General features: G+C 73.1%; 14 protein-coding genes and 1 riboswitch. Of the genes, 6 read left to right on the top strand and 8 right to left on the bottom strand.

Annotation, left to right across the window (positions count from 1 at the left end):
• Nucleotides 1–54: 54 nt before the first annotated feature.
• Nucleotides 55–501 carry a GNAT family N-acetyltransferase gene (locus ACH47X_RS14875; RefSeq protein WP_036968522.1) on the bottom strand — a complete coding sequence of 149 codons (447 nt, stop codon included), beginning with the start codon at nucleotides 499–501 and terminating at the stop codon, nucleotides 55–57.
• 23 nt (nucleotides 502–524) lie between these two features.
• Between ACH47X_RS14875 and ACH47X_RS14870 the strand changes: the two genes are divergently transcribed.
• Nucleotides 525–2,003: an MFS transporter gene (locus tag ACH47X_RS14870; protein WP_397405395.1), complete on the top strand. Its 1,479-nt coding sequence runs from the start codon at nucleotides 525–527 to the stop codon at nucleotides 2,001–2,003.
• A gap of 16 nt (nucleotides 2,004–2,019) precedes the next feature.
• Here ACH47X_RS14870 and ACH47X_RS14865 read toward each other — a convergent pair whose 3' ends face one another.
• The 5 genes from ACH47X_RS14865 to ACH47X_RS14845 all read right to left on the bottom strand — a co-directional run bounded on the left by ACH47X_RS14865 (nucleotide 2,020) and on the right by ACH47X_RS14845 (nucleotide 11,058).
• Entirely contained in the window at nucleotides 2,020–2,631 is a 612-nt protein-coding gene (locus ACH47X_RS14865; protein WP_397405394.1) for a dihydrofolate reductase family protein, read from the bottom strand.
• A 121-nt stretch (nucleotides 2,632–2,752) separates the two neighbouring features.
• Complete coding sequence (locus ACH47X_RS14860; protein WP_397405393.1) at nucleotides 2,753–6,349, bottom strand: ATP-binding cassette domain-containing protein; 3,597 nt, start codon at nucleotides 6,347–6,349, stop codon at nucleotides 2,753–2,755.
• A gap of 136 nt (nucleotides 6,350–6,485) precedes the next feature.
• Nucleotides 6,486–8,696: an NADP-dependent isocitrate dehydrogenase gene (locus ACH47X_RS14855; RefSeq protein WP_397405392.1), complete on the bottom strand. Its 2,211-nt coding sequence runs from the start codon at nucleotides 8,694–8,696 to the stop codon at nucleotides 6,486–6,488.
• A gap of 47 nt (nucleotides 8,697–8,743) precedes the next feature.
• Entirely contained in the window at nucleotides 8,744–10,024 is a 1,281-nt protein-coding gene (locus ACH47X_RS14850; RefSeq protein ID WP_397405391.1) for an MFS transporter, read from the bottom strand.
• Between the two features lie 44 nt (nucleotides 10,025–10,068).
• Complete coding sequence (locus ACH47X_RS14845; protein ID WP_397405390.1) at nucleotides 10,069–11,058, bottom strand: malate dehydrogenase; 990 nt, start codon at nucleotides 11,056–11,058, stop codon at nucleotides 10,069–10,071.
• 209 nt (nucleotides 11,059–11,267) lie between these two features.
• Between ACH47X_RS14845 and ACH47X_RS14840 the strand changes: the two genes are divergently transcribed.
• The 4 genes from ACH47X_RS14840 to ACH47X_RS14825 all read left to right on the top strand — a co-directional run bounded on the left by ACH47X_RS14840 (nucleotide 11,268) and on the right by ACH47X_RS14825 (nucleotide 15,396).
• Entirely contained in the window at nucleotides 11,268–12,245 is a 978-nt protein-coding gene (locus ACH47X_RS14840; protein WP_397405389.1) for an MIP/aquaporin family protein, read from the top strand.
• A 168-nt stretch (nucleotides 12,246–12,413) separates the two neighbouring features.
• Nucleotides 12,414–13,154, top strand: coding sequence for a septum formation family protein (locus ACH47X_RS14835; RefSeq protein ID WP_397405388.1), 741 nt, complete (start codon nucleotides 12,414–12,416; stop codon nucleotides 13,152–13,154).
• The gene (locus ACH47X_RS14830; protein WP_397405387.1) at nucleotides 13,154–14,035 is read left to right on the top strand and encodes a CD225/dispanin family protein; all 882 of its coding nucleotides are present in this window, start codon (nucleotides 13,154–13,156) and stop codon (nucleotides 14,033–14,035) included. The genes ACH47X_RS14835 and ACH47X_RS14830 overlap by 1 nt, the downstream gene beginning before the upstream one ends.
• 53 nt (nucleotides 14,036–14,088) lie before the next feature.
• Entirely contained in the window at nucleotides 14,089–15,396 is a 1,308-nt protein-coding gene (locus ACH47X_RS14825; RefSeq protein WP_397405386.1) for a septum formation family protein, read from the top strand.
• A 51-nt stretch (nucleotides 15,397–15,447) separates the two neighbouring features.
• On the opposite strand, the gene ACH47X_RS14820 is transcribed toward ACH47X_RS14825, so the two are convergent.
• A complete protein-coding gene (locus ACH47X_RS14820) occupies nucleotides 15,448–15,897 on the bottom strand; it encodes a DUF3017 domain-containing protein (RefSeq protein WP_397405385.1) in 450 nt (149 codons plus the stop codon).
• Nucleotides 15,898–16,006: 109 nt separating this feature from the next.
• On the opposite strand from ACH47X_RS14820, the gene ACH47X_RS14815 reads away from it, so the two are divergent.
• Entirely contained in the window at nucleotides 16,007–17,398 is a 1,392-nt protein-coding gene (locus tag ACH47X_RS14815) for an NAD(P)/FAD-dependent oxidoreductase (RefSeq protein WP_397405384.1), read from the top strand.
• Nucleotides 17,399–17,506: 108 nt separating this feature from the next.
• On the opposite strand, the gene purH is transcribed toward ACH47X_RS14815, so the two are convergent.
• Nucleotides 17,507–19,159, bottom strand: a complete 1,653-nt coding sequence (gene purH / locus ACH47X_RS14810; protein ID WP_397405383.1) for a bifunctional phosphoribosylaminoimidazolecarboxamide formyltransferase/IMP cyclohydrolase — start codon at nucleotides 19,157–19,159, stop codon at nucleotides 17,507–17,509.
• Nucleotides 19,160–19,192: 33 nt separating this feature from the next.
• Nucleotides 19,193–19,279, bottom strand: a riboswitch (ZMP/ZTP riboswitch).

Genomic DNA, 19,279 nt, shown 5'->3' with positions numbered 1-19,279 from the left:
GAGCGCGACTGTAACGCTTGCAGAACGTTGCAGCAAGAGTGGGGCCGGGTGGGATCAGAGCGGCAGCTTGAACCCCTCGTGCGACTGCTCGTAGCCGAGGTTGCGGTAGAACCGGTGCGCGTCGGGCCGCTGCTTGTCCGAGGTGAGCTGGGCCAGCACGCAGCCGCGCTCACGGCCGCGCTCGTGGGCGTGCTCCATCAGGAGGCGGCCGATGCCCTGGCCGCGGTACGCCTTGTCCACCCGGACGGCCTCGACCAGGAGCCGGGAGGCACCGTTGCGGGAGATGCCGGGGATGAACGTCAGCTGCATGACGCCGATCACCTCGCCGCCGGACTCGGCGACGACCAGCTCGTTGTCCGGGCTCGCCGCGATGGCCTCGAAGGCCGCGACGTGGGGCGCGCCGTAGGTGCCGGTGCGGGTGGCGGCCACGGCGTCGTCGGCGATGAGCTCGACGACACGTTCGAGGTCGGCCAGGGCCGCCTCACGAAAGGTCAGTTCCATGACGCCACCCTAGGCTCGTAGCTGTGACCACCTCCCCAGTGCCCGCGGCCGCGGACAACACCCCTGACGCACCGCCCCGCAGCTCCTGGATCGCCCTCGCAGTGCTCATCCTCGGCGTCTCGATGGCCCTGCTGGACACGACCATCGTCAACGTCGCGCTGCCGACCATCCGGCTCTCGCTGGACGCCTCGGAGGGCACGCTCTCCTGGATCATCTCCGGGTACGCCCTGGCCTACGGCCTGGCCCTGATCCCCGCCGGCCGGGTGGGCGACCGCGTGGGCCACAAGTGGGTGTTCATCGTGGGCCTGGCCGGGTTCACGCTCGCCAGCCTCTGGTGCGGTCTGGCCGCAGGGGCCACCGAGCTGATCGTCGCGCGCGTGGTCCAGGGCCTGTGCGGCGGCATCTTCTTCCCGGCGGTCACGGCGCTCATCCAGCTCATGTTCACCGGCCGCACCCGCGGCAAGGCGTTCGCGGTGATGGGCGCGGCCATCGGCTTCTCGACGGCGCTCGGGCCGATCGTCGGGGGCCTGCTCATCGAGGCGTTCGGCGAGAACGAGGGCTGGCGGTCCATCTTCTTCGTCAACCTGCCGTTCGGCGTGATCGCCGTGGCCGCCGCGATCGCCCTGCTGCCCCGGATCGTGGTCGGGGGTGCCGCACGCGGCGTCGACCTCTTCGGGCTGCTGCTGGTCTCGGTGGCGCTGGTCGCGATCCTGGTGCCGCTCATCGAGGGCGAGGACGCCGGCTGGCCGTGGTGGACCTTCACGTCGCTGGTGGGCGGCCTGCTGCTGCTCGTCGCCTTCGCGTTCTGGGAGCGCCGGGTCGCGGCCCGCAACGGCAGCCCGCTGGTGCCGCCGCACCTGTTCTCGCACCCCGCGTTCACGGGCGGCGTGATTCTCGCGCTGGTCTACTTCGCCGCGTTCACCAGCATCTTCTTCACCATCTCGATCTTCTGGCAGTCCGGGCTGGGCCACTCGGCGCTGGCCTCCGGCCTGGTGTCGGTGCCCTTCGCCATCGGCTCGATCGCCGGCGCGTCACAGAGCGAGCGGCTGTCTCACCGCCTGGGCCGGACCGTGCTCGTGATCGGCACCGGCATGGTCGCCGTCAGCCTGGTCTCGGTGTGGCTCGTGCTCTGGCTGGTGCCGACCGGCGACCTGACCCACTGGCATCTCGCCGGACCGCTCCTGATCGGCGGCATCGGCAGCGGCCTGTTCATCGCGCCGAACGCCCAGTTCATCGTCGCGACGGTGGACCGCGACGAGGCCGGGGCGGCGTCCGGCGTGATCGGCACCATGCAGCGGATCGGCTCGGCGGCCGGCATCGCCGTGGTCGGCTCGGTGCTCTTCGGAGCCCTGACCTTCCCGCCCGGCCGCCCGACGCCGGAGGTGGTCGCCGACGTCTTCGCCCACGGCGCGACACTGGCGATGGCGACCAGCGCAAGCCTTGCCGTGGTGGCGTTCCTGCTGGTCTTCGTGCTGCCGCACCGGGCGGAGCCGCCGCGCTGACGGCGGCCCCGCGCGGTCACTCGTCGGGGAGCTGCCCCACAGCCTCCGCGTAGCCGCCCGTCGGCGGGTTCGGGTCCGGCGTGTAAACCAGGTGCAGCAGACCTGTGCGAAAGGGCGTGGCCGACAGGAGCTTCATGGGCCGGGACGGGTCGCCGTCCCGGAACAGCTTGAGGCCCCCGCCCGCGGTGGCCGGGTGCACGAACAGGTGCAGCTCGTCGAGCAGGCCGGCGTCGAGGAGCTGGCGTACCACCGAGATCGAGCCGGACAGGCCGATCTTCTGGATCGACGGGTCGTCCTTCAGCGCGGTGACGGCCTCGACCAGGTCACCCTGGAGCTGCTCGGAGTTGCGCCAGGTGAGCTCGAGCGGGCTGCGGGACCCGACGATCTTGCGGATGTCGCCGATCCGCTTGGCGAACCCGGCGTCCTCGCCACCCGCCGCCTCACGCTCGGGCCAGGCACCGGCGAACGAGTCGTAGGTGACCCGCCCGAACAGGAAGACGTCGGTGTCGTGCGTCTCGTCGACCGCGGCGCCGAGCTCGTCGTTGAAGTACGGGAAGTGCCAGTTGCCCTTGTCCGGCTCGACGACGCCGTCGAGCGCCATGAACAGGCTGGACACGATCTTCGCCATGGGGGAATCTCCTCGGTCGGTGCCGCACCGCGGCTCTCCCCGGTCCGACGACGGCGGGCGGGCTGACTCATCGCCCGTTCGGCAACGAGTCTGCCCGCCCGCCGTAGGGTCCGCGAGGTGATCAGCCCGCGAGGTGGTTCCAGCGCGGGGCGAGGCCCGCCCACGGGCCGACGTCGGCCACCGCGCCGTCGACCAGCACGACCACCCGGTCGGCGCGGGCGAGGGCCGCGCGCTTGGAGGTCGCGCCGACCACCGTGGTACCCCGCTCGCGCAGGGCGGCCCACAGCTCGATCTCGGTCGAGGCGTCCAGGGCGCTGGAGACGTCGTCGGCCAGCAGCAGCTCGGTGTCCGCCGCCAGCGCCCGCGCCAGCGCGAGCCGCTGCACCTGACCGCCGGACAGCCGCACGCCGCGGTGCCCCACGAGGGCGTGCGGGCCGCCGGCGTCGCGCATGTCCTGCTCGAGACGCGCGCCTCGGACCGGGCCGTCGATGTCGCGGGCATGGTCGAGCTGCACGTTGTCCGAGAACGAGCCCGACAGCACGCGCGGCACCTGGGCCACGTGCGCCACCTGGCCCGGGCGCAGGAACGCCTGGGCGTCGGTCACCTCGGTGCCGTTCCACCGGACGTGGCCGGTGTGCTCCATGAGCCCTGCCAGGGCCGAGAGCAGCGACGACTTGCCCGAGCCGACCTGGCCGAGCAACAGCACGAGCTCGCCCCGGCGGACCTCCAGGTCGACGTCGGAGACGCCGATCGTGCCGTCGTCGTGCACCGCCGTGAGGCCGCGCAGCTCCAGGCGGTCCAGGGGCTCGCGGGGCGACGGCTCCGGCGCGGGGGCGGCACCCCGCACGAGGTCCACGCCCTGCTGCCGCGAGACCAGGTCGGTGCCGCCTGCGAACCGGGCGGTCGCGACCTGCCAGGCGCGGGTACCGGGTGCCTCGGTGACCACGGCGCCCGCCACGACGCCGAACCAGGCGAAGCCGGTCACGGCGTTGGCGACGAGCAGCGTCGTGGCCAGGTCCCACCGGTTCGTCAGCAGGAACCCCCAGGCGACGACGACGCCGATGTAGAGGGTCACCAGCGGCACCGAGTCCAGCACCGCCTGCACCCGGTGCTCGAAGATCGCGGCCTTGACGCGCCCCGAGTCCACCTCGCCGAGGTGTCGACGCACGTCGGGCGTGCGGGCGGCGAGCTTCACCGTGCGCGCCGAGTCGAGCGCCGAGACGAGGGCACGGCCGAACCGCGCCCGGGCCGCCGAGGACCCGGCAGCCGAGCGGCCCGCGATGGGCCGGCCGATGGCCGAGGCCGCGGCAGAGACCACCATGACCGCGAGCAGCACGGCGCCGGCGGTCCAGGTGCCGCTGATCAGGGCCGTGACCGCCACGATCGCGAGGCCGTTGACGAAGTCGACCCAGCGGTCGGCGTACCGCACGAACCGGTCGGCGTCCATGGACCGGGCCACCACCTCGCCGGGCGGCGTGGCGGGCAGCCGGTACTGCCGGGTCTGCCCGTGCATGACCGACATCCGGATGCGCAGCAGCACCTCGACCCACCAGCGCGGGTACACGCCCAGCGCGCGGGAGATGAACAGCGGCTGCAGGAGCAGCAGCACGGCGAGCGCGACCAGCAGACCGACGGGCAGCTCGCCGGTGCCGACGACCTCGACCGTGCGGCCCCACAGGAACCCGCTCACGGCGCCCTGCGCCGCGACGAGGCTGGCCAGCAGGAACAGGACCGCGCCGAAGATGCCCCACCGGGGGCGGACGAACAGCGCGTGCAGCACGCCGCGCGCGAGGCTCGGGCCGTCCCCGGGCGGGGTCAGGTCGGGCGGGGTGCCGGTCCGTCGGCGGCCGCCGACGGCGTCGGGGGTGGCGGATTCGGCGTCGGGCGCGACCGTGTCGGTCGTGCCTGCGCGCGCCTCCGCGGCGACGGCCAGGGTGGGCTCGGCCGCCGGCTCGTCCAGCGACCCGTCGCTCGCGCCGGCCTCCAGCAGCGAGCGGAACGGTCCGGGCGTGCGGGCGAGCCGGGCCCGGGGGCCCTGCTGCACGACACGGCCGTGGTCGAGCACCGCCACCAGGCCGGCCCGCTCGATGGTGCCGAGCCGGTGCGCGATGAGCACGCCGGTACGCCCGCTGAGCAGCCGGTCGGACGCCGCGACCACGCGGGCCTCGGTGAGCGGGTCCATGCGCGCCGTGGCCTCGTCGAGCACGACGAGCTGCACGTGCCGCACCAGCAGCCGCGCGAACGCGACGAGCTGCTCCTCCCCTGCGGACAGCGTGGTGCCGCCGGGGCCGAGGAGCGTGTCGAGGCCATCGGGCAGGCCGGCGGTCCAGTCGGTCAGGCCGAGCTCGCGGACCGCCGCCTCGATGTCGGCACGCGGCACGTCGGCGAACAGCGCGATGTTCTCCGCGAGCGTGCCGGCGATGATCTCCGTGCGCTGGGTGACCACGCCCACGGCGCCGCGCAGCTTCTGCAGGTCCAGGTCACGCACGTCGGCACCGCCGAGGAACACCGACCCCCGCTCCGGCTCGACGGCGCGCGACAGCAGCGCGGCCAGCGTCGACTTGCCGGAGCCGGTGCGGCCCACGAGGGCCACGGTCTCACCGGCGGGGACCAGCAGGTCCACACCGCTCAGGGCGAACGTGCCCTCGTCGTAGGCGAAGGTCAGGTCACGCAGCTCGAGGCCCAGTGGCCCCTCGGGGAGGTCCTCGCCGCCCTCGGGCTCCGGCTCGACCTCCAGCATCTGGCGGATGCGCAGCACCGCGCCGAGGCCCTCCTGGATGTCGGGCAGGTGGTGCACCAGGTTGTCCATCTGCCCCACGAACATCGCGGTGACCAGGAACAGTGTGACGAGCTGCTCCACCGACAGGCCACCGCCGGCGGCCACGACCGCGCAGGTGACCGCGGTACCGGCGAGCAGCGCGTACATCACGAGGCCGGCCCGCCGCAGCAGGCGCTCCTCGACGCGCACCACGGCGCGGAACTTCTCGTGGACCATCGCCGAGAGCTGCGCGAGGCGCCGCACGGCGAACGCCTGGCCGAGGCTGGTGCGCAGGTCGTTCCGCGCGGCGACCGCCTCCTCGAAGGCGGCGGCATGGTCGGTCCAGGCGGCCTCCTCGATCACCTTGCGGCGCGCGATCTCGCCGAGCAGCGGCCGGGTGAGCAGGGCGACGATGCCACCCAGCACGGGGAACAGCAGCCAGGCGGGCCACCAGGTGATGCCCGCGATGATCCACATCGGGACGACGCCGACCACGGTGCGGCCGGCGCCCCAGAGCTGGCGGCGCACGAGGGTGCCGACGGCGTGCGTGTCGTCGTCGACCCGGTCGAGTACCTCGCCGACCGCCTGCTCGGAGAGCGTGGCGAGCGGCTGCCGCAGGGCGGCGCTGAGCAGGTCGCTGCGGAGCTTGCCCTCGGCGCGGTCCACGACGCTCGCCCAGGTCACCTGGCCGACGCCGTCGAACACCGCACCGCCGACCACGCACACGGCGAGCAGGACCAGCCCGACGACGGTCGCGTCGGCGGCCAGCCGGCCGGCCGCGACGGTGCCGAGCGCCAGGCCGACGGCGCCCGCGGTGAGCGCGAGCAGCGCGACGACGGCGGCCGGGCCGCGCAGCCGGCGCCAGTCGAGCCGGCGGGCCGGGTCGCTCGGCATCGGCGCAGGACGAGGCGACGCCTCGGGAACGGGCGTGGTCTCGGGGGTGCGGGGTGCGTCGATCATCGTTTCCTGAGGCTACGTCCAGGCACCGACACTCCCCGCCTCTTTTTCCACAGGAGCGACCAAGGTCACTCCGACGCGAGAGACCCTCAGGTCACCGGGGTGACCTGAGGGTCTTTCACGGACGAGGGGGCGGGCGTCAGAGCGACGCGAGCGCCTCGTTGAAGGTGGTGCTCGGGCGCATCACGGCGGTCGCCTTGGCGCCGTCGGGGCGGTAGTAGCCGCCGATGTCGGCCGGCTTGCCCTGGACCGCGAGCAGCTCCTCCACGATGGCCTGCTCGCCGCCGGCCAGAGCCTCGGCGAGGGGCTTGAACGTGGCCGCCAGCTCGGCGTCGTCGGGCTGCCCGGCCAGCTCCTGGGCCCAGTAGAGGGCCAGGTAGAAGTGCGAGCCGCGGTTGTCGATGGTGCCGAGGCGGCGGCCCGGGGAGCGGTCCTCGTTGAGGAAGGTGCCGGTGGCGCGGTCGAGGGTGTCGGCCAGGACCTGGGCCCGGGCGTTGCCCTCGGTCACCGCGAGGTGCTCGAAGGACGCGGCCAGCGCGAAGAACTCACCGAGCGAGTCCCAGCGCAGGTAGTCCTCCTCGACGAGCTGCTGCACGTGCTTGGGCGCGGAGCCGCCGGCGCCGGTCTCGAACAGGCCGCCACCGTTCATCAGCGGCACGATCGAGAGCATCTTCGCCGACGTGCCGACCTCGAGGATCGGGAACAGGTCGGTGTTGTAGTCGCGCAGCACGTTGCCGGTCACCGAGATGGTGTCCAGGCCCTGGCGGATGCGCGCGAGCGAGAACGCCGTCGCCTCCGCCGGGTCCATGACGTGCAGCTCGAGGCCGTCGGTGTCGTGCTCCGGCAGGTACTGCTCCAGCTTCTGGATCAGGTTCGCGTCGTGCGCGCGGCGCGAGTTGAGCCAGAACACGGCGGGCGTCTCGGACAGCCGGGCGCGGGTGACGGCCAGCTTGATCCAGTCGCGGATCGACGCGTCCTTGGTCTGGCACGCGCGCCAGATGTCGCCCGCACGGACCGCGTGCTCGATCAGCACGTTGCCGGCGCCGTCGACGACGCGGACGGTGCCGTCCGTCGCGATCTCGAACGTCTTGTCGTGCGAGCCGTACTCCTCGGCCGCCTTCGCCATGAGGCCGACGTTGGGCACGGAGCCCATCGTGGCCGGGTCGAGGGCGCCGTTGGCGCGGCAGTCGTCGATGACGGTCTGGTAGATCCCGGCGTAGGAGGAGTCGGGGATCACCGCGAGGGTGTCGGCCTCCTCGCCGTCCGGGCCCCACATGTGGCCGCCGATGCGGATCATGGCGGGCATCGAGGCGTCGACGATGACGTCGGACGGGACGTGCAGGTTGGTGATGCCCTTGTCGGAGTTCACCATGGCCATCTTCGGGCCGTCGGCCAGCGCGGCGTCGAACGCGGCGCGGATCTCGGCGCCGTTCGGCAGCGACTCGAGGCCGGCGAAGATGCCGCCCAGGCCGTCGTTCGCCGACAGGCCGGCGGCGGCGAGGTCCTGGCCGTACTTGTCGAAGACCGGCTTGAAGAACGCGCGGACCACGTGGCCGAAGATGATCGGGTCCGAGACCTTCATCATCGTGGCCTTGAGGTGCACGGAGAACAGCACGCCCTCGGCCTTGGCCCGCTCGATCGACTCCGCGAGGAACGCGTCGAGCTCGGCGGCGTCGAGGAACGTGCCGTCGACGACCTCGCCGGCGAGCACGGGCAGCGACTCCTTGAGCACGGTCACGGTGCCGTCGGCGGCGACGTGCTCGATACGCAGCGTGTCGTCGGCCTCGACGATCACGGACTTCTCGTTGGAGAAGAAGTCGTCGTGACCCATGGTCGCGACGTTGGTCTTCGAGTCGGCCGCCCAGGCGCCCATGCGGTGCGGGTGCGCCTTGGCATAGTTCTTGACCGAGGCGGGGGCGCGACGGTCGGAGTTGCCCTGGCGCAGCACCGGGTTCACGGCGGAGCCCATGACGCGGCCGTAGCGCTCGCGTGCGTCCTTCTGCTCGTCGGTCTCGACGCTCTCCGGGAAGTCCGGCAGGTCGTAGCCGAGGGCCTGGAGCTCGGCGACGGCCGCCTTGAGCTGCGGCACCGACGCCGAGATGTTCGGCAGCTTGATGATGTTGGCCGACGGGTCGTTCGCCAGCTCGCCCAGCTCGGCGAGCGCGTCCGCCTGGCGCTGCTCTTCCGTGAGCCGCTCGGGGAACTGGGCGATGATGCGGCCGGCGAGCGAGATGTCACGGGTCTCGACGTCCACACCGGCCTTGGCCGCGTACGCCGAGACGATCGGCAGGAACGAGTACGTCGCCAGAAGCGGGGCCTCGTCCGTGTGGGTATAGATGATCTTGGACATGGGTGTGGCTGACTCCCCGGGTGTTGGAATGTGCCGATCTCTCGATATCAAGATACCTGAGGGTGTCGTGCGGTCCTGAATCGCGAGACCCCCAGGAGTACTGCGGCAAGCGTGAATCCCGCCACGCCCCACCACAGCGCCGGGCGGTAGCCGAGATGATCCGCGAGCAGCCCGCCCAGCGGCGCACCGATCACGAGCATGGCGCGGTTCACGCTACGGATCGTCGTGTTGGTCCGCGCCTGGAGGTGGTCGGGCGTCACCGCCTGGCGGTAGCCCATCTCGTTCGCGTTCTCGAGCCCGGTCGCCAGCCCGTAGAGCGCCTGCCCGACGGCGATGCTCGCCACCGTCAGCCAGGCCGACGTCGTACCAGGTCCGCCCGACGACGGCGGCGCTGCCGGCGCGAGCGCGACGACTCCCCAGGCGAGGGGCATCGCGGCCCGCGCGGCGATCACCGTGCGCCCGGCTCCCCAGGCCCGGCCCACCCGCTCCGAGAACAGGGCGCCGACCAGCCCGGCCACGCCCGCCGCAGCGAGCGCCAGCCCGAGCTGGAAGGCCGACAGCCCCAGCCCGACGAGCGCGAACGGGGCCAGCACCGTGGTGACGATGCCGTTGCAGAGGAACCAGCCGTGGGTCGCCAGGGCCAGCGGCGCGAGCATGGTGTGCCGGTACACCCAGCGCAGGCCTTCGCGGACGTCGTCGCGCAGGCGACCGACCGCACCCCACGGGTCGCGTGCAGCGTGCGGCGTGGTGCGTACCGGACCTGGCTCGGGCACCCTCGCCCGCCAGACGGCGAACGCGGCGAACAGGTAGGTGGCGGCGTCGACGAGCACGGCGAGCGGCGCGCCGAGCGCCGTCGTCAGCGCGCCGCCGACAGCCGGCCCGGACGCCTGGGCGACGGCGCCCGTCTGGTCGAGCCGGGCATTGGCGCGGACCAGGGAACCGCGGGGTACGAGGCGGGGTACGAACGACTGCGACGCGGCGTCGTTGAGCAGCGCGGCCAGGCCGAGCACCACCATCAACCCGGCGAGCACGGGAATGTTCAGCGCCCCGGCCCACCAGAGCACGGGCACTGAACCGAGCAGGAGCCCTCGGATCAGGTCGGTGGTGATCAGGAGCGGCCGGCGCCGCCAGCGGTCCACCACCGCACCCAGGACGAGGCCGAGGACGAGGTACGGGACCCAGCGGGCCGCGTTGACGACGCCCAGCTCGGTGGCGCTCGCCCCGAGCGTGACGACGACGAGCACCTGGAGCGCGACGGTCGTGACGTACGTGCCCAGCTCGGACACGGCCTCGCCCGCCCAGAACCATCCGAAAGCGCGGCCGAGCAAGCGGCGTCCCCCTTCGTCGGTAGTGGGCGGGCTGACGGGCCGGGTCAGATCAGACCGAGCGCCCGGACGGCGTCGCGCTCCTCGGCGAGCTCCGCCACGCTGGCGTCGATCCGGCTGCGGGAGAACTCGTCGATGTCGAGACCCTCGACGATCTTCCACTCCCCCGTGCCGTCGGACGTCACGGGGAACGACGAGACGAGCCCCTGGGGCACGCCGTACTCGCCGGAGGACCAGATACCGGCCGAGGTCCAGTCGCCCTCGGGGGTGCCGTGCGTCCAGTCGCGCACGTGCGCGATCGCCGCGTTGGCCGCCGACGCCGCCGACGACGCCCCGCGCGCCTGGATGATCGCGGCGCCGCGCTTGGCGACGGTCGGGATGAAGTCGTCGGTGAGCCAGGCCGTGTCGCCCGCGACGTCGGCGCCGGGGCGGCCGCCGACCTCGGCGCGGAACAGGTCGGGGTACTGGGAGGCCGAGTGGTTGCCCCAGATGGTGAGCCGCTTGATCTCGGAGACCGGGGTCCCGGTCTTGGCCGCGACCTGCGAGAGCGCCCGGTTGTGGTCCAGGCGGGTCATCGCGGTGAACCGCGTGGCCGGCACGTCGGGGGCGTTCGAGGCCGCGATGAGCGCGTTGGTGTTGGCGGGGTTGCCCACCACGAGCACCCGGACGTCGTCGGCGGCGCCGTCGTTGATCGCCCGGCCCTGGGGGCCGAAGATGCCGCCGTTGGCCTCGAGCAGGTCGGCGCGCTCCATCCCGGCGCCGCGCGGGCGGGCGCCGACGAGCAGGGCGACGTCGACGCCGTCGAACGCCTTGACCGGGTCGTCGAAGATGTCGACGCCGGCCAGGTTCGGGAAGGCGCAGTCGTCGAGCTCCATGGCCGTGCCCTCCGCGGCGCCGACGGCCTGCGGGATCTCGAGAAGGCGGAGCCGTACCGGCGTGTCCGCGCCGAGCATCTCGCCGGCGGCTATGCGAAAGAGGAGCGCATACCCGATCTGGCCAGCGGCTCCGGTGACGGTGACATTCACGGGTTCAGTCATGACCCCACTCTTGCATCGACCGGCCTGCCTCGCCCAGCCCCTGGGCCGATCTGTGTCTTGCCTGGTACCGGTACCCGGGTACGGTGAAGAAAATACCCGCGCGTATTCAGGTTTTGCCCAGGCGGGTAATGGCAGGATGTGCGCGACATCGCACTGCACGCCGCCATGACGCGCACCGAGAAGGTGTGCCACTGAAAGGAACAGACTTCATGTCCCAGGACCTCGCCGCGACCAGCGGCGTCACCGAGGTCGAGGAGCGGTCGCCCAGCCTGCTCTCCCGCCTGCTCGCCGAGACCTTCGGCACGTTCCTGCTGACGCTCGTGATCGTGGGGGTGCTCGTCTACAGCCCGCTGAACACGGTGGGTGGGCTCGGCGTGGCCCTCGGCGGGGCCTTCGCCTACATCGCGGGTGCCGCGACCGTCGGCCGCGTCTCGGGTGCGCACTTCAACCCGGCGATCTCGCTGGGCTCCTGGCTGAGCGGCCGCATCACGGTCAGCGCCATGTTCAGCTACTGGGGCGCGCAGCTCGTGGGCGCGATCCTGGCCGCCGCCGTGCTGTTCGCGACCGTCCCGCAGCCGCTGCTCGCGCTGCTCGGCAAGGAGAACACCCCCGACGCCTTCGACGCCGCCGTCAACGGCTTCGCGACGCACTCCCCGCTCTACCTGCAGACGCAGGGCCAGGCCCAGTTCGACTGGCTGCCGGCGCTCCTGGTCGAGGTCATCATCTCGGCGATCCTCGTGGGCGTGTACCTGGGCGTCAACGACCGCCGCAGCCGCATCGCCTACGCCCCGGTCGCGGTGGGCAGCGCCATCGCCGCCCTGACCCTGGTGTCGTGGTTCGTCACCAACGCCGGCATGAACCCGGCCCGTTCCACCGCCGCCGCGCTCTTCGCGAACGACTGGGGCGGCGACGGCTCCGGCCGTCAGCTGTGGCTGTTCTGGCTGGCCCCGCTGGTCGGCGCCGCGCTCGCCGCGCTGTTCTACCGCGCCTTCGCCTCGGTCGAGCCCGAGGAGCTCGAGCTCGACGAGGACGACGACGAGGACGACGAGGCGACCGTGGTCGTCGCCGAGGAGTCGGCCCCGGTCGCCGCCACTCCGGCCGCCGCCGTCACGGACGAGTCCGCGGAGAAGACCGTCGAGGCAGAGCCGGCCGCCGAGCCGGAGAAGAAGAGCGACGAGAAGGCCTGACCCCTCGCCGCACCCGTACGACGCCGGGGCCGCACCTTCCGTGGGGGAGGTGCGGCCCCGGCGTCGTACAGGCCCGGTGTCGCGGGCCCGGCGGGCCCGCGGGTGAAGTCGGCTTACGAAACGGTCACGCCACCCGGACGGTGGCGGATCACCTGATAGAGATCAGCCGTGACCGTCCCCGCACCAGCTCCTCAGGTGCCCCTGCACCGTGGCTGGATCACCGCCTGCGCGATCCTCTTCTGGCCACTCGCGCTCGCCGCCGTGCTCGCCGCCAACCGGGCGGCGCGCGCCGTCGGCGCCGGCGACGTCGCGACCGCCACCCGGGAGGGAGCGACCGCACGCGGCCGCGCCCGGCTCGGGGTGCTGATCGGCTCGATCTGGACGGTGCTCGCCCTCGCGGTCGACGTCACGCTCGTCGTGGTGGGCCTGCACTACGGACCGGGCCTGCTCGACCAGGCCGGCCTCAGGACGGAGGCAGCGGCGCCGGTCGCCGAGTCGTACCGCACGCCCGCGGCGCCGGAGCGGGAGCCGATCTCGGTGGACCCGCTCGACCTGCAGACCGGCGACTGCTTCATGACACCTGACTGGGACTCACCCTGGGCAGGTATCGACGTCATCCCCTGCAGCCGGCCGCACGACGGGCTGGTGATCGGCGTCGTCGATCACCAGCAGACCGAGTTCCCCGGCGCCGCGGCCCTCGAGGACGACTTCTGGTACGACTGCGAGTCCCGGTACGAGTCCTACTCGGGGCGAGCAGCCGTGGACAGCTCCCCCGTCTGGTTCTTCCAGCCCACCCAGGAGGACTGGCTGGCGGGCGACCGCACGAGCGTGTGCTTCATCGAGGCGCTGTACCCCGTCGAGGGTGAGTTCTCGGCACACCCACAGGTCTTCGAGCTGAAGGTCAACTGATGAGCAACCACGACCTGCCGCCGCTGGTACCGCCGGGCGGGCCGGCGACCACGCCGCCACAGCACCACGAGACCCGCTCGCCCCACGTTCCCGACCCGTACGCTCCGCTCCCGCTGCGCCCCGGCACCCGCGTACCCGGTCCGGCCACACCTCTGCCGGCGCACCGGCCCGTGACCGAGCCGTCCACCGGAACGGGCTGGACCGTGGTCGCACTGCTGACCTGGTGGCCGTTCGGCATCGCGGCCTACCCGCACACCCAGCGCGCGACGGCGGCCCTGGCCGCGGGCGACCGTGGGCAGGCCACCACGGAGGGAGCGAAAGCACGCAGGGTCGGGATCACCGCCCTCGTGTTCGCGATCGTGCTCACCTGCGCGACGCTGGTCGCGACCATGGTGGGGGTCTTCGCGCTGGCCTTCTGGGCCGAGTCGCAGCCCGACCGGACGGAGCCGGCGACGAGCTACGCCGCCGACGACGGAGCCGGGTCGGGCCCGGCCGACGGGACCAGCGTGTGGGAGCTCCGCGAGGGCGAGTGCTACCTCACCGACGGCCTGACCGACGTGGTGCGGACCGTCGCCGTCGTGCCGTGCGACGAGCCGCACGGCGGCGAGCTGTACGACATCACGTACGTGGCCGACAAGGTGCTGACCAAGAACGAGGACGGCAGCTATCCGGACTACCCGGGCGACGCGTGGATGGCGGACTACGCCGACGAGGTCTGCCGCGCCGAGCTCGAGGACCAGACCGCGGCTCCGGTGGAGCAGTCGGGACTGCACCACTGGCACATGGCCCCCGACGCGTGGGACTGGCGCGGGCAGGACCGGCGGATCGCGTGCCTCGTCGAGTCCGACACCGCCCTGACCGGTCGGCTCGGGAGCCGGTAGGGAACAGTGGCCGTCTTCCACCTCGAAACCTCCCCCCGCTACGATCCCGCATCATGGCCGACACCACGCACAATCCCCGCGCCGCCAGCAAGCCCGACGGCACGGATCCGCAGGTGACGGAACCAGCCGGCGAGAAGACGGAGACGGAGGCCGGGTCGGCCGAGCAGACAAAGGCCGAGGCGACGGCGACCGACCCGGTCGAGGCGTCGGTGGACGGGCCGGACGGCGACGACACGGCCGAGGACGCCGAGCCGGACGCGACCGGCAAGGAGCCCGGCAAGGCCCGTAAGCGATGGGGCGGCTTGCGCAGGAAGCGGCGCGACGCCGAGCCCGGCACGGACGCGCAGGCCGAGGACGAGGCCGGTCCGGACGAGAAGACCGTCGACGAGGCCGGTCCGGACGAGAAGACCGTCGACGAGGCCGGGCCCGCCGCAGGGGGCGACGAGGACGCCGACCCGAACGAGCTCCCCTACCCGACCCGCACCGGCTGGGTGGTCGCGGCGTTCCTGCTCTTCTGGCCGCTCGCGATCCCCGCGCTCGTGCACTCGATGCGCACCGCGGAGGCCAACGGCACGGGCAACGTGCGCCGCGCGAAGAAGTCGTCGGTGCGCACCCTCGACTTCTCCCTGGGCGCGGTCACCGTGGGCGTGCTCGCCGTCGTCGGCCTGGGGATCGCCGTCGCGGCGGCCCCGACCTACGCGTCGTCGCTGCCGCCCGGGCTGGTCTCGACCGCGAAGTCGTTCGTGCCGCCGGCCCTGGCGGGCCCGCTCGGCATCACGCTGCCCGACGACGGCACCGCGCTCACCGCGCCGACGTCGTCCCCGAGCCCCACCCTCGACCCGTACGCGACGACGGACCCGTACGCGGACCCCTACTCCGACGACCCGGCCGACGGCCTGGAACCGCTGCCGACGCAGGAGGCCGGCGGGCAGGTAGCGCCGTCCGAGGAGCCGACGCCGGACGCGGACACCGCGGCGACCGCCGGGGCCGAGATCCCCGACCTGCAGGTGGGCGACTGCATCGACACCGCCGCGACGTCGGGCCAGACCACGCTGTACCGGATCCCGGTGGTGCCCTGCACGACCGCGCACGGCGGCGAGATCTACGCGGAGACGACGGCGGAGGACAGCCTCGCGAAGGACGGCGAGGCCCCCACGCAGCAGGCGCTGTGGGACGCCGCCGACGCCTTCTGCTACCCGCAGTTCACCAAGTACGTGGGACTGCAGTGGGCCCGGTCCGAGCTGCTCTACTGGCCGATCGCGCCGTCGGAGGAGAGCTGGGCCGAGGGCGACCGGCGCATCCTGTGCGTGGTCGAGTCGGAGCAGCCCGTGACAGGCTCGCTGAAGGGCGCGGACCGCTGACGGCGGTCACGCCACGCACAGGTCGCTCGCCGGGAAGTCCCGCCGGGAAGGTCAGATGCTCGGCGTCGCCACGGCGAGGACGCCGATCAGCACGGCGGTCGCGCCGTACAGGATGATGTCGACGGTCCGGGTGCGGATGACGAGCCCGACAGGGCTGTCGAGCACCGCGCGGAAGATCGCGCAGACCACGAGGACCACCCCGATGCCGATCGCTCCGGCGCGGGCGCCGGCGACCATGCCGAGCAGCACGGAGATACCCACGCCGGCGAGGACGAGCCAGATCGCGAGGTTGCTGCGCTGGGGCTCCGCCGGACTCATGTCGGAGTCCTCGCCGCTGGCTGGCTCACTGCGGTCGAGCTCCTGGCTGGTCGTCGTGGTGGCCGTCATCAGGTCGGCCCGTCCGGTGCGGTCGAGCGTAGCCGTTCCCGCCGAGCCCGGCTCGAGAAGGGTCGTGGCACCGCCCGGTGCGCCAGGGACAGTCCGCATCTCGCTGAGATCCACGGGACGAGGGTACAACCGAAACGTCGCGATTCTGCAGGACCGTGACCTGCTTGCAACCTGACGCAGAGCACATTCCCAGGTTGGCGGCCTGCGAGCTACCGTGAGGTCCATGCCGTCGACTCCAGGTCAGGTCCCCAGCAGCGTGGTCGTCGTGGGTGCGGGGCTGGCGGGCGCGCAGACCTCCGCCGCGCTGCGGCAGCATGGTTTCGAGGGGCACCTCACGGTGCTGGGCGCGGAGGGACTGCCGCCGTACGACCGCCCGCCGCTGTCCAAGGAGCTGCTCAAGCGCACCGAGCCGGTCTGGCTCGCCGACGACCTCGGGATCGACCTCACCGCCCTCGTCGACGACCTGCGGCTCGCCGACCCGGCGACCCGCCTGGAGGTGGACCGCGAGCAGGTGGTGGTGCGGACGGCGTCGGGCGACGACGTCGTGGCCGACGCCGTGGTGCTCGCCTGCGGGAGCGCGCCGCTGCGCCCCGCGGGCTGGGATGCCGTCATGACGCTGCACACCGCCGGGGACGCCGAGCGGCTGCGCGCCGCCGCCGTCCCGGGGACACGGATCGTGGTGGTCGGCGCCGGCTGGATCGGTGCGGAGGTCGCGGGCGTCGCCGCCGGCGCGGGCGCACAGGTCACCGTCGTCGAGGCGGGACCCGTGCCGCTGGAGCGACAGCTCGGCCGCCGCGTGGGCAGCCTGCTGGCGCCGTGGTACGACGCCGCCGGGGTCACGCTGGTCACGGACGTCGCCGTCGAGAAGGTGCTGCCCGGACCGGCCGGCGGTGAACCCGGCGGCAGCGTCGTCCTCGCCGACGGCCGCGTGCTGGAGGCCGACCTCGTGCTGGCCGCCGTGGGCGCGCGTCCGGCGTCGGGCTGGCTGGCCGGCTCCCTGCCGCTGGAGTCGAACGGCGGGCTCCGGGTCAACCGCGCCGGCCGGCTGACGGGCCTGCACTCCCCGACCGACCCCGCGGGCCGGCTGCACCTCGACGCGCTGCGTCGCGTCTGGGCGGTGGGCGATATCGCGACGCGCGAGCACCCGGTGTTCGGGCCGGTGCCCGGCGGGCACTGGTCGGCCGCGCTGCACGACCCCGAGGTCACCGTCCGCGCCCTGCTGGGGCTCGACGAGCGGGCCGCCGAGCCCGAGCACGTGCGCGAACGGCTGGGGCTCGCGCCGATCCCGTCGCACGCGCCGTACGTCTTCTCGCAGCAGCTCGGGCACGACCTGGCGCTGTTCGGTGTGCCGTCCCCGTTCGACGAGGTGGTGCTGCGCGGCACCCCCACGGCGTCGGGCGGCTGGGCCGCGCTCTACCTGGAGAACGCGCTGGACCGGCACCCGCGCCGCACCCCGGACGGCCACCGCGTGGCGACCGTCCGGGCGGTGCTGCTGGTCGACTCCCCGCGCGAGGTGGGCCAGGTCCGCAAGCTGATGAACCGCGGGGTGCCGCTGACGGTCGACCTGGACCGCGCGCTGGACCCGGCGGTCAAGCTCAAGGACGCCGCCGTCTGAGCCGGAGTCGCAGGTTCAGCACTCCCCTTCGAGGCCTAAGTTTCTTCGCTTTGCGGCTGCCGAAAGCGAAGAAACTTAGGCCTCGAAGGGGATGAGCCCGGCCCAGCCTCAGTGGGCGAAGTGCCGCGTGCCCGTCAGGTACATCGTGACGCCGGCCGCCTCGGCGGCCTTGACGACCTCCTCGTCGCGGATCGAGCCGCCCGGCTGCACGACGGCGGTGACCCCGGCGTCGAGCAGCACCTGGAGACCGTCAGCGAACGGGAAGAACGCGTCGGACGCCGCGACGGCGCCGCGGGCGCGCTCCACGGGACCCGACTCGCCGTCGGCCAGGGTGTTGGCACGCTCGACCGAGAGGCGGCACGAGTCCACGCGGTTGACCTGGCCCATGCCGATGCCGACGGCCGCGCCGTCCTTGGCCAGCAGGATCGCGTTCGACTTGGCGGCGCGCACGGCCTTCCACGCGAACGCGAGGTCGGCGAGCACCTCGGGCGAGGCGGCCTCGCCGGTCGCGAGGGTCCAGTTCTCGGGGGCGTCGCCGTCGGCCTGGAACCGGTCGGTGGCCTGCATGAGCAGCCCGCCGGAGATGGGCCGTGTCTCGACGGCGCCGGCCGGTGCCTCGGGGACCACGAGCAGCCGGATGTTCTTCTTGGCCTGGAGGATCTCCAGCGCCTCCGGCTCGAAGCCGGGGGCCACGACGACCTCGGTGAACACCGGGGCGATCTGCCGCGCCGCGTCGGCCGTGACGGTGCGGTTCGCGGCGATCACGCCGCCGTACGCGCTGACCGGGTCGGTCGCGTGCGCCCGGGCGTGCGCCTGAGCGATGTCGGTCCCGACCGCGATGCCGCACGGGTTCGCGTGCTTGATGATCGCGACGGCGGGGCCGGCGTGGTCCCAGGCGGCGCGCCACGCGGCGTCGGCGTCCACGTAGTTGTTGTAGCTCATGGCCTTCCCGTGCAGCTGCTCGGCCTGGGCCAGGCCCGTCACGCCGTCGCCGCGGGTGTACAGGGCGGCGCGCTGGTGCGGGTTCTCGCCGTAGCGCAGCACGTCGGCCCGCTCCCAGGTGCCGCCGACCCAGGCGGGGAAGCCGGAGTGCTGCGGCTCGCCGTCGACCGTCACCTCGTCCGTGGGCGACACGACGCTGCCCATCCACGAGGCCACGGCGACGTCGTACGTCGCGGTGTGCACGAAGGCCTCCGCGGCAAGCGCCTTGCGCTGGGCGTAGGTGAAGCCGCCCGCGCGGACGGCGTCCGCCACGGCCGAGTAGGCGGCCGGGTCCACGACCACGGCGACGGACGGGTGGTTCTTGGCCGCGGCGCGCACCATGGACGGCCCGCCGATGTCGATCTGCTCGACGACGGCGTCCGGCCCGGCGCCCGAGGCGACGGTGGCGGCGAACGGGTAGAGGTTGACGACGACGAGCTCGAACGGCGCGATGTCGAGCTGCGCGAGCTGGTCCAGGTGGTCCCGCTTGCGGGTGTCGGCCAGGATGCCGGCGTGCACGCGCGGGTGCAGGGTCTTGACCCGGCCCTCCAGGCACTCGGGGAAGCCGGTGAGGTCCTCGACGGGGGTGACGGGGATGCCCGCGTCCGCGATCTTCGACGCGGTGGAGCCGGTCGAGACCAGCTCGACTCCGGCGTCGTGCAGCGCGGTGGCGAGCTCGATCAGGCCGGTCTTGTCGTAGACGCTGAGCAGCGCGCGCCGGACGGGGCGCTGCGAGTCGTCGGTGAGCTGGACGTCAGGGGTGGACGGGGCGCCGGACATGGCGGTTCTCCTCGGAAGTAGCTTCGTGGAAAACCCTGGCACCCAGGCGGGCGGCGCGCATCACGGGTCGCTCGGCCGCTCCCCGGTGGTGACCCACCCTCGCCAGTCACGGCCAGGTGC

Source organism: Promicromonospora kroppenstedtii (assembly GCF_044389675.1).
Taxonomy (GTDB): domain Bacteria; phylum Actinomycetota; class Actinomycetes; order Actinomycetales; family Cellulomonadaceae; genus Promicromonospora; species Promicromonospora kroppenstedtii.
The sequence above is the reverse complement of the archived record's forward strand: the minus strand, read 5'-3'. Positions and strand labels throughout refer to the sequence as shown.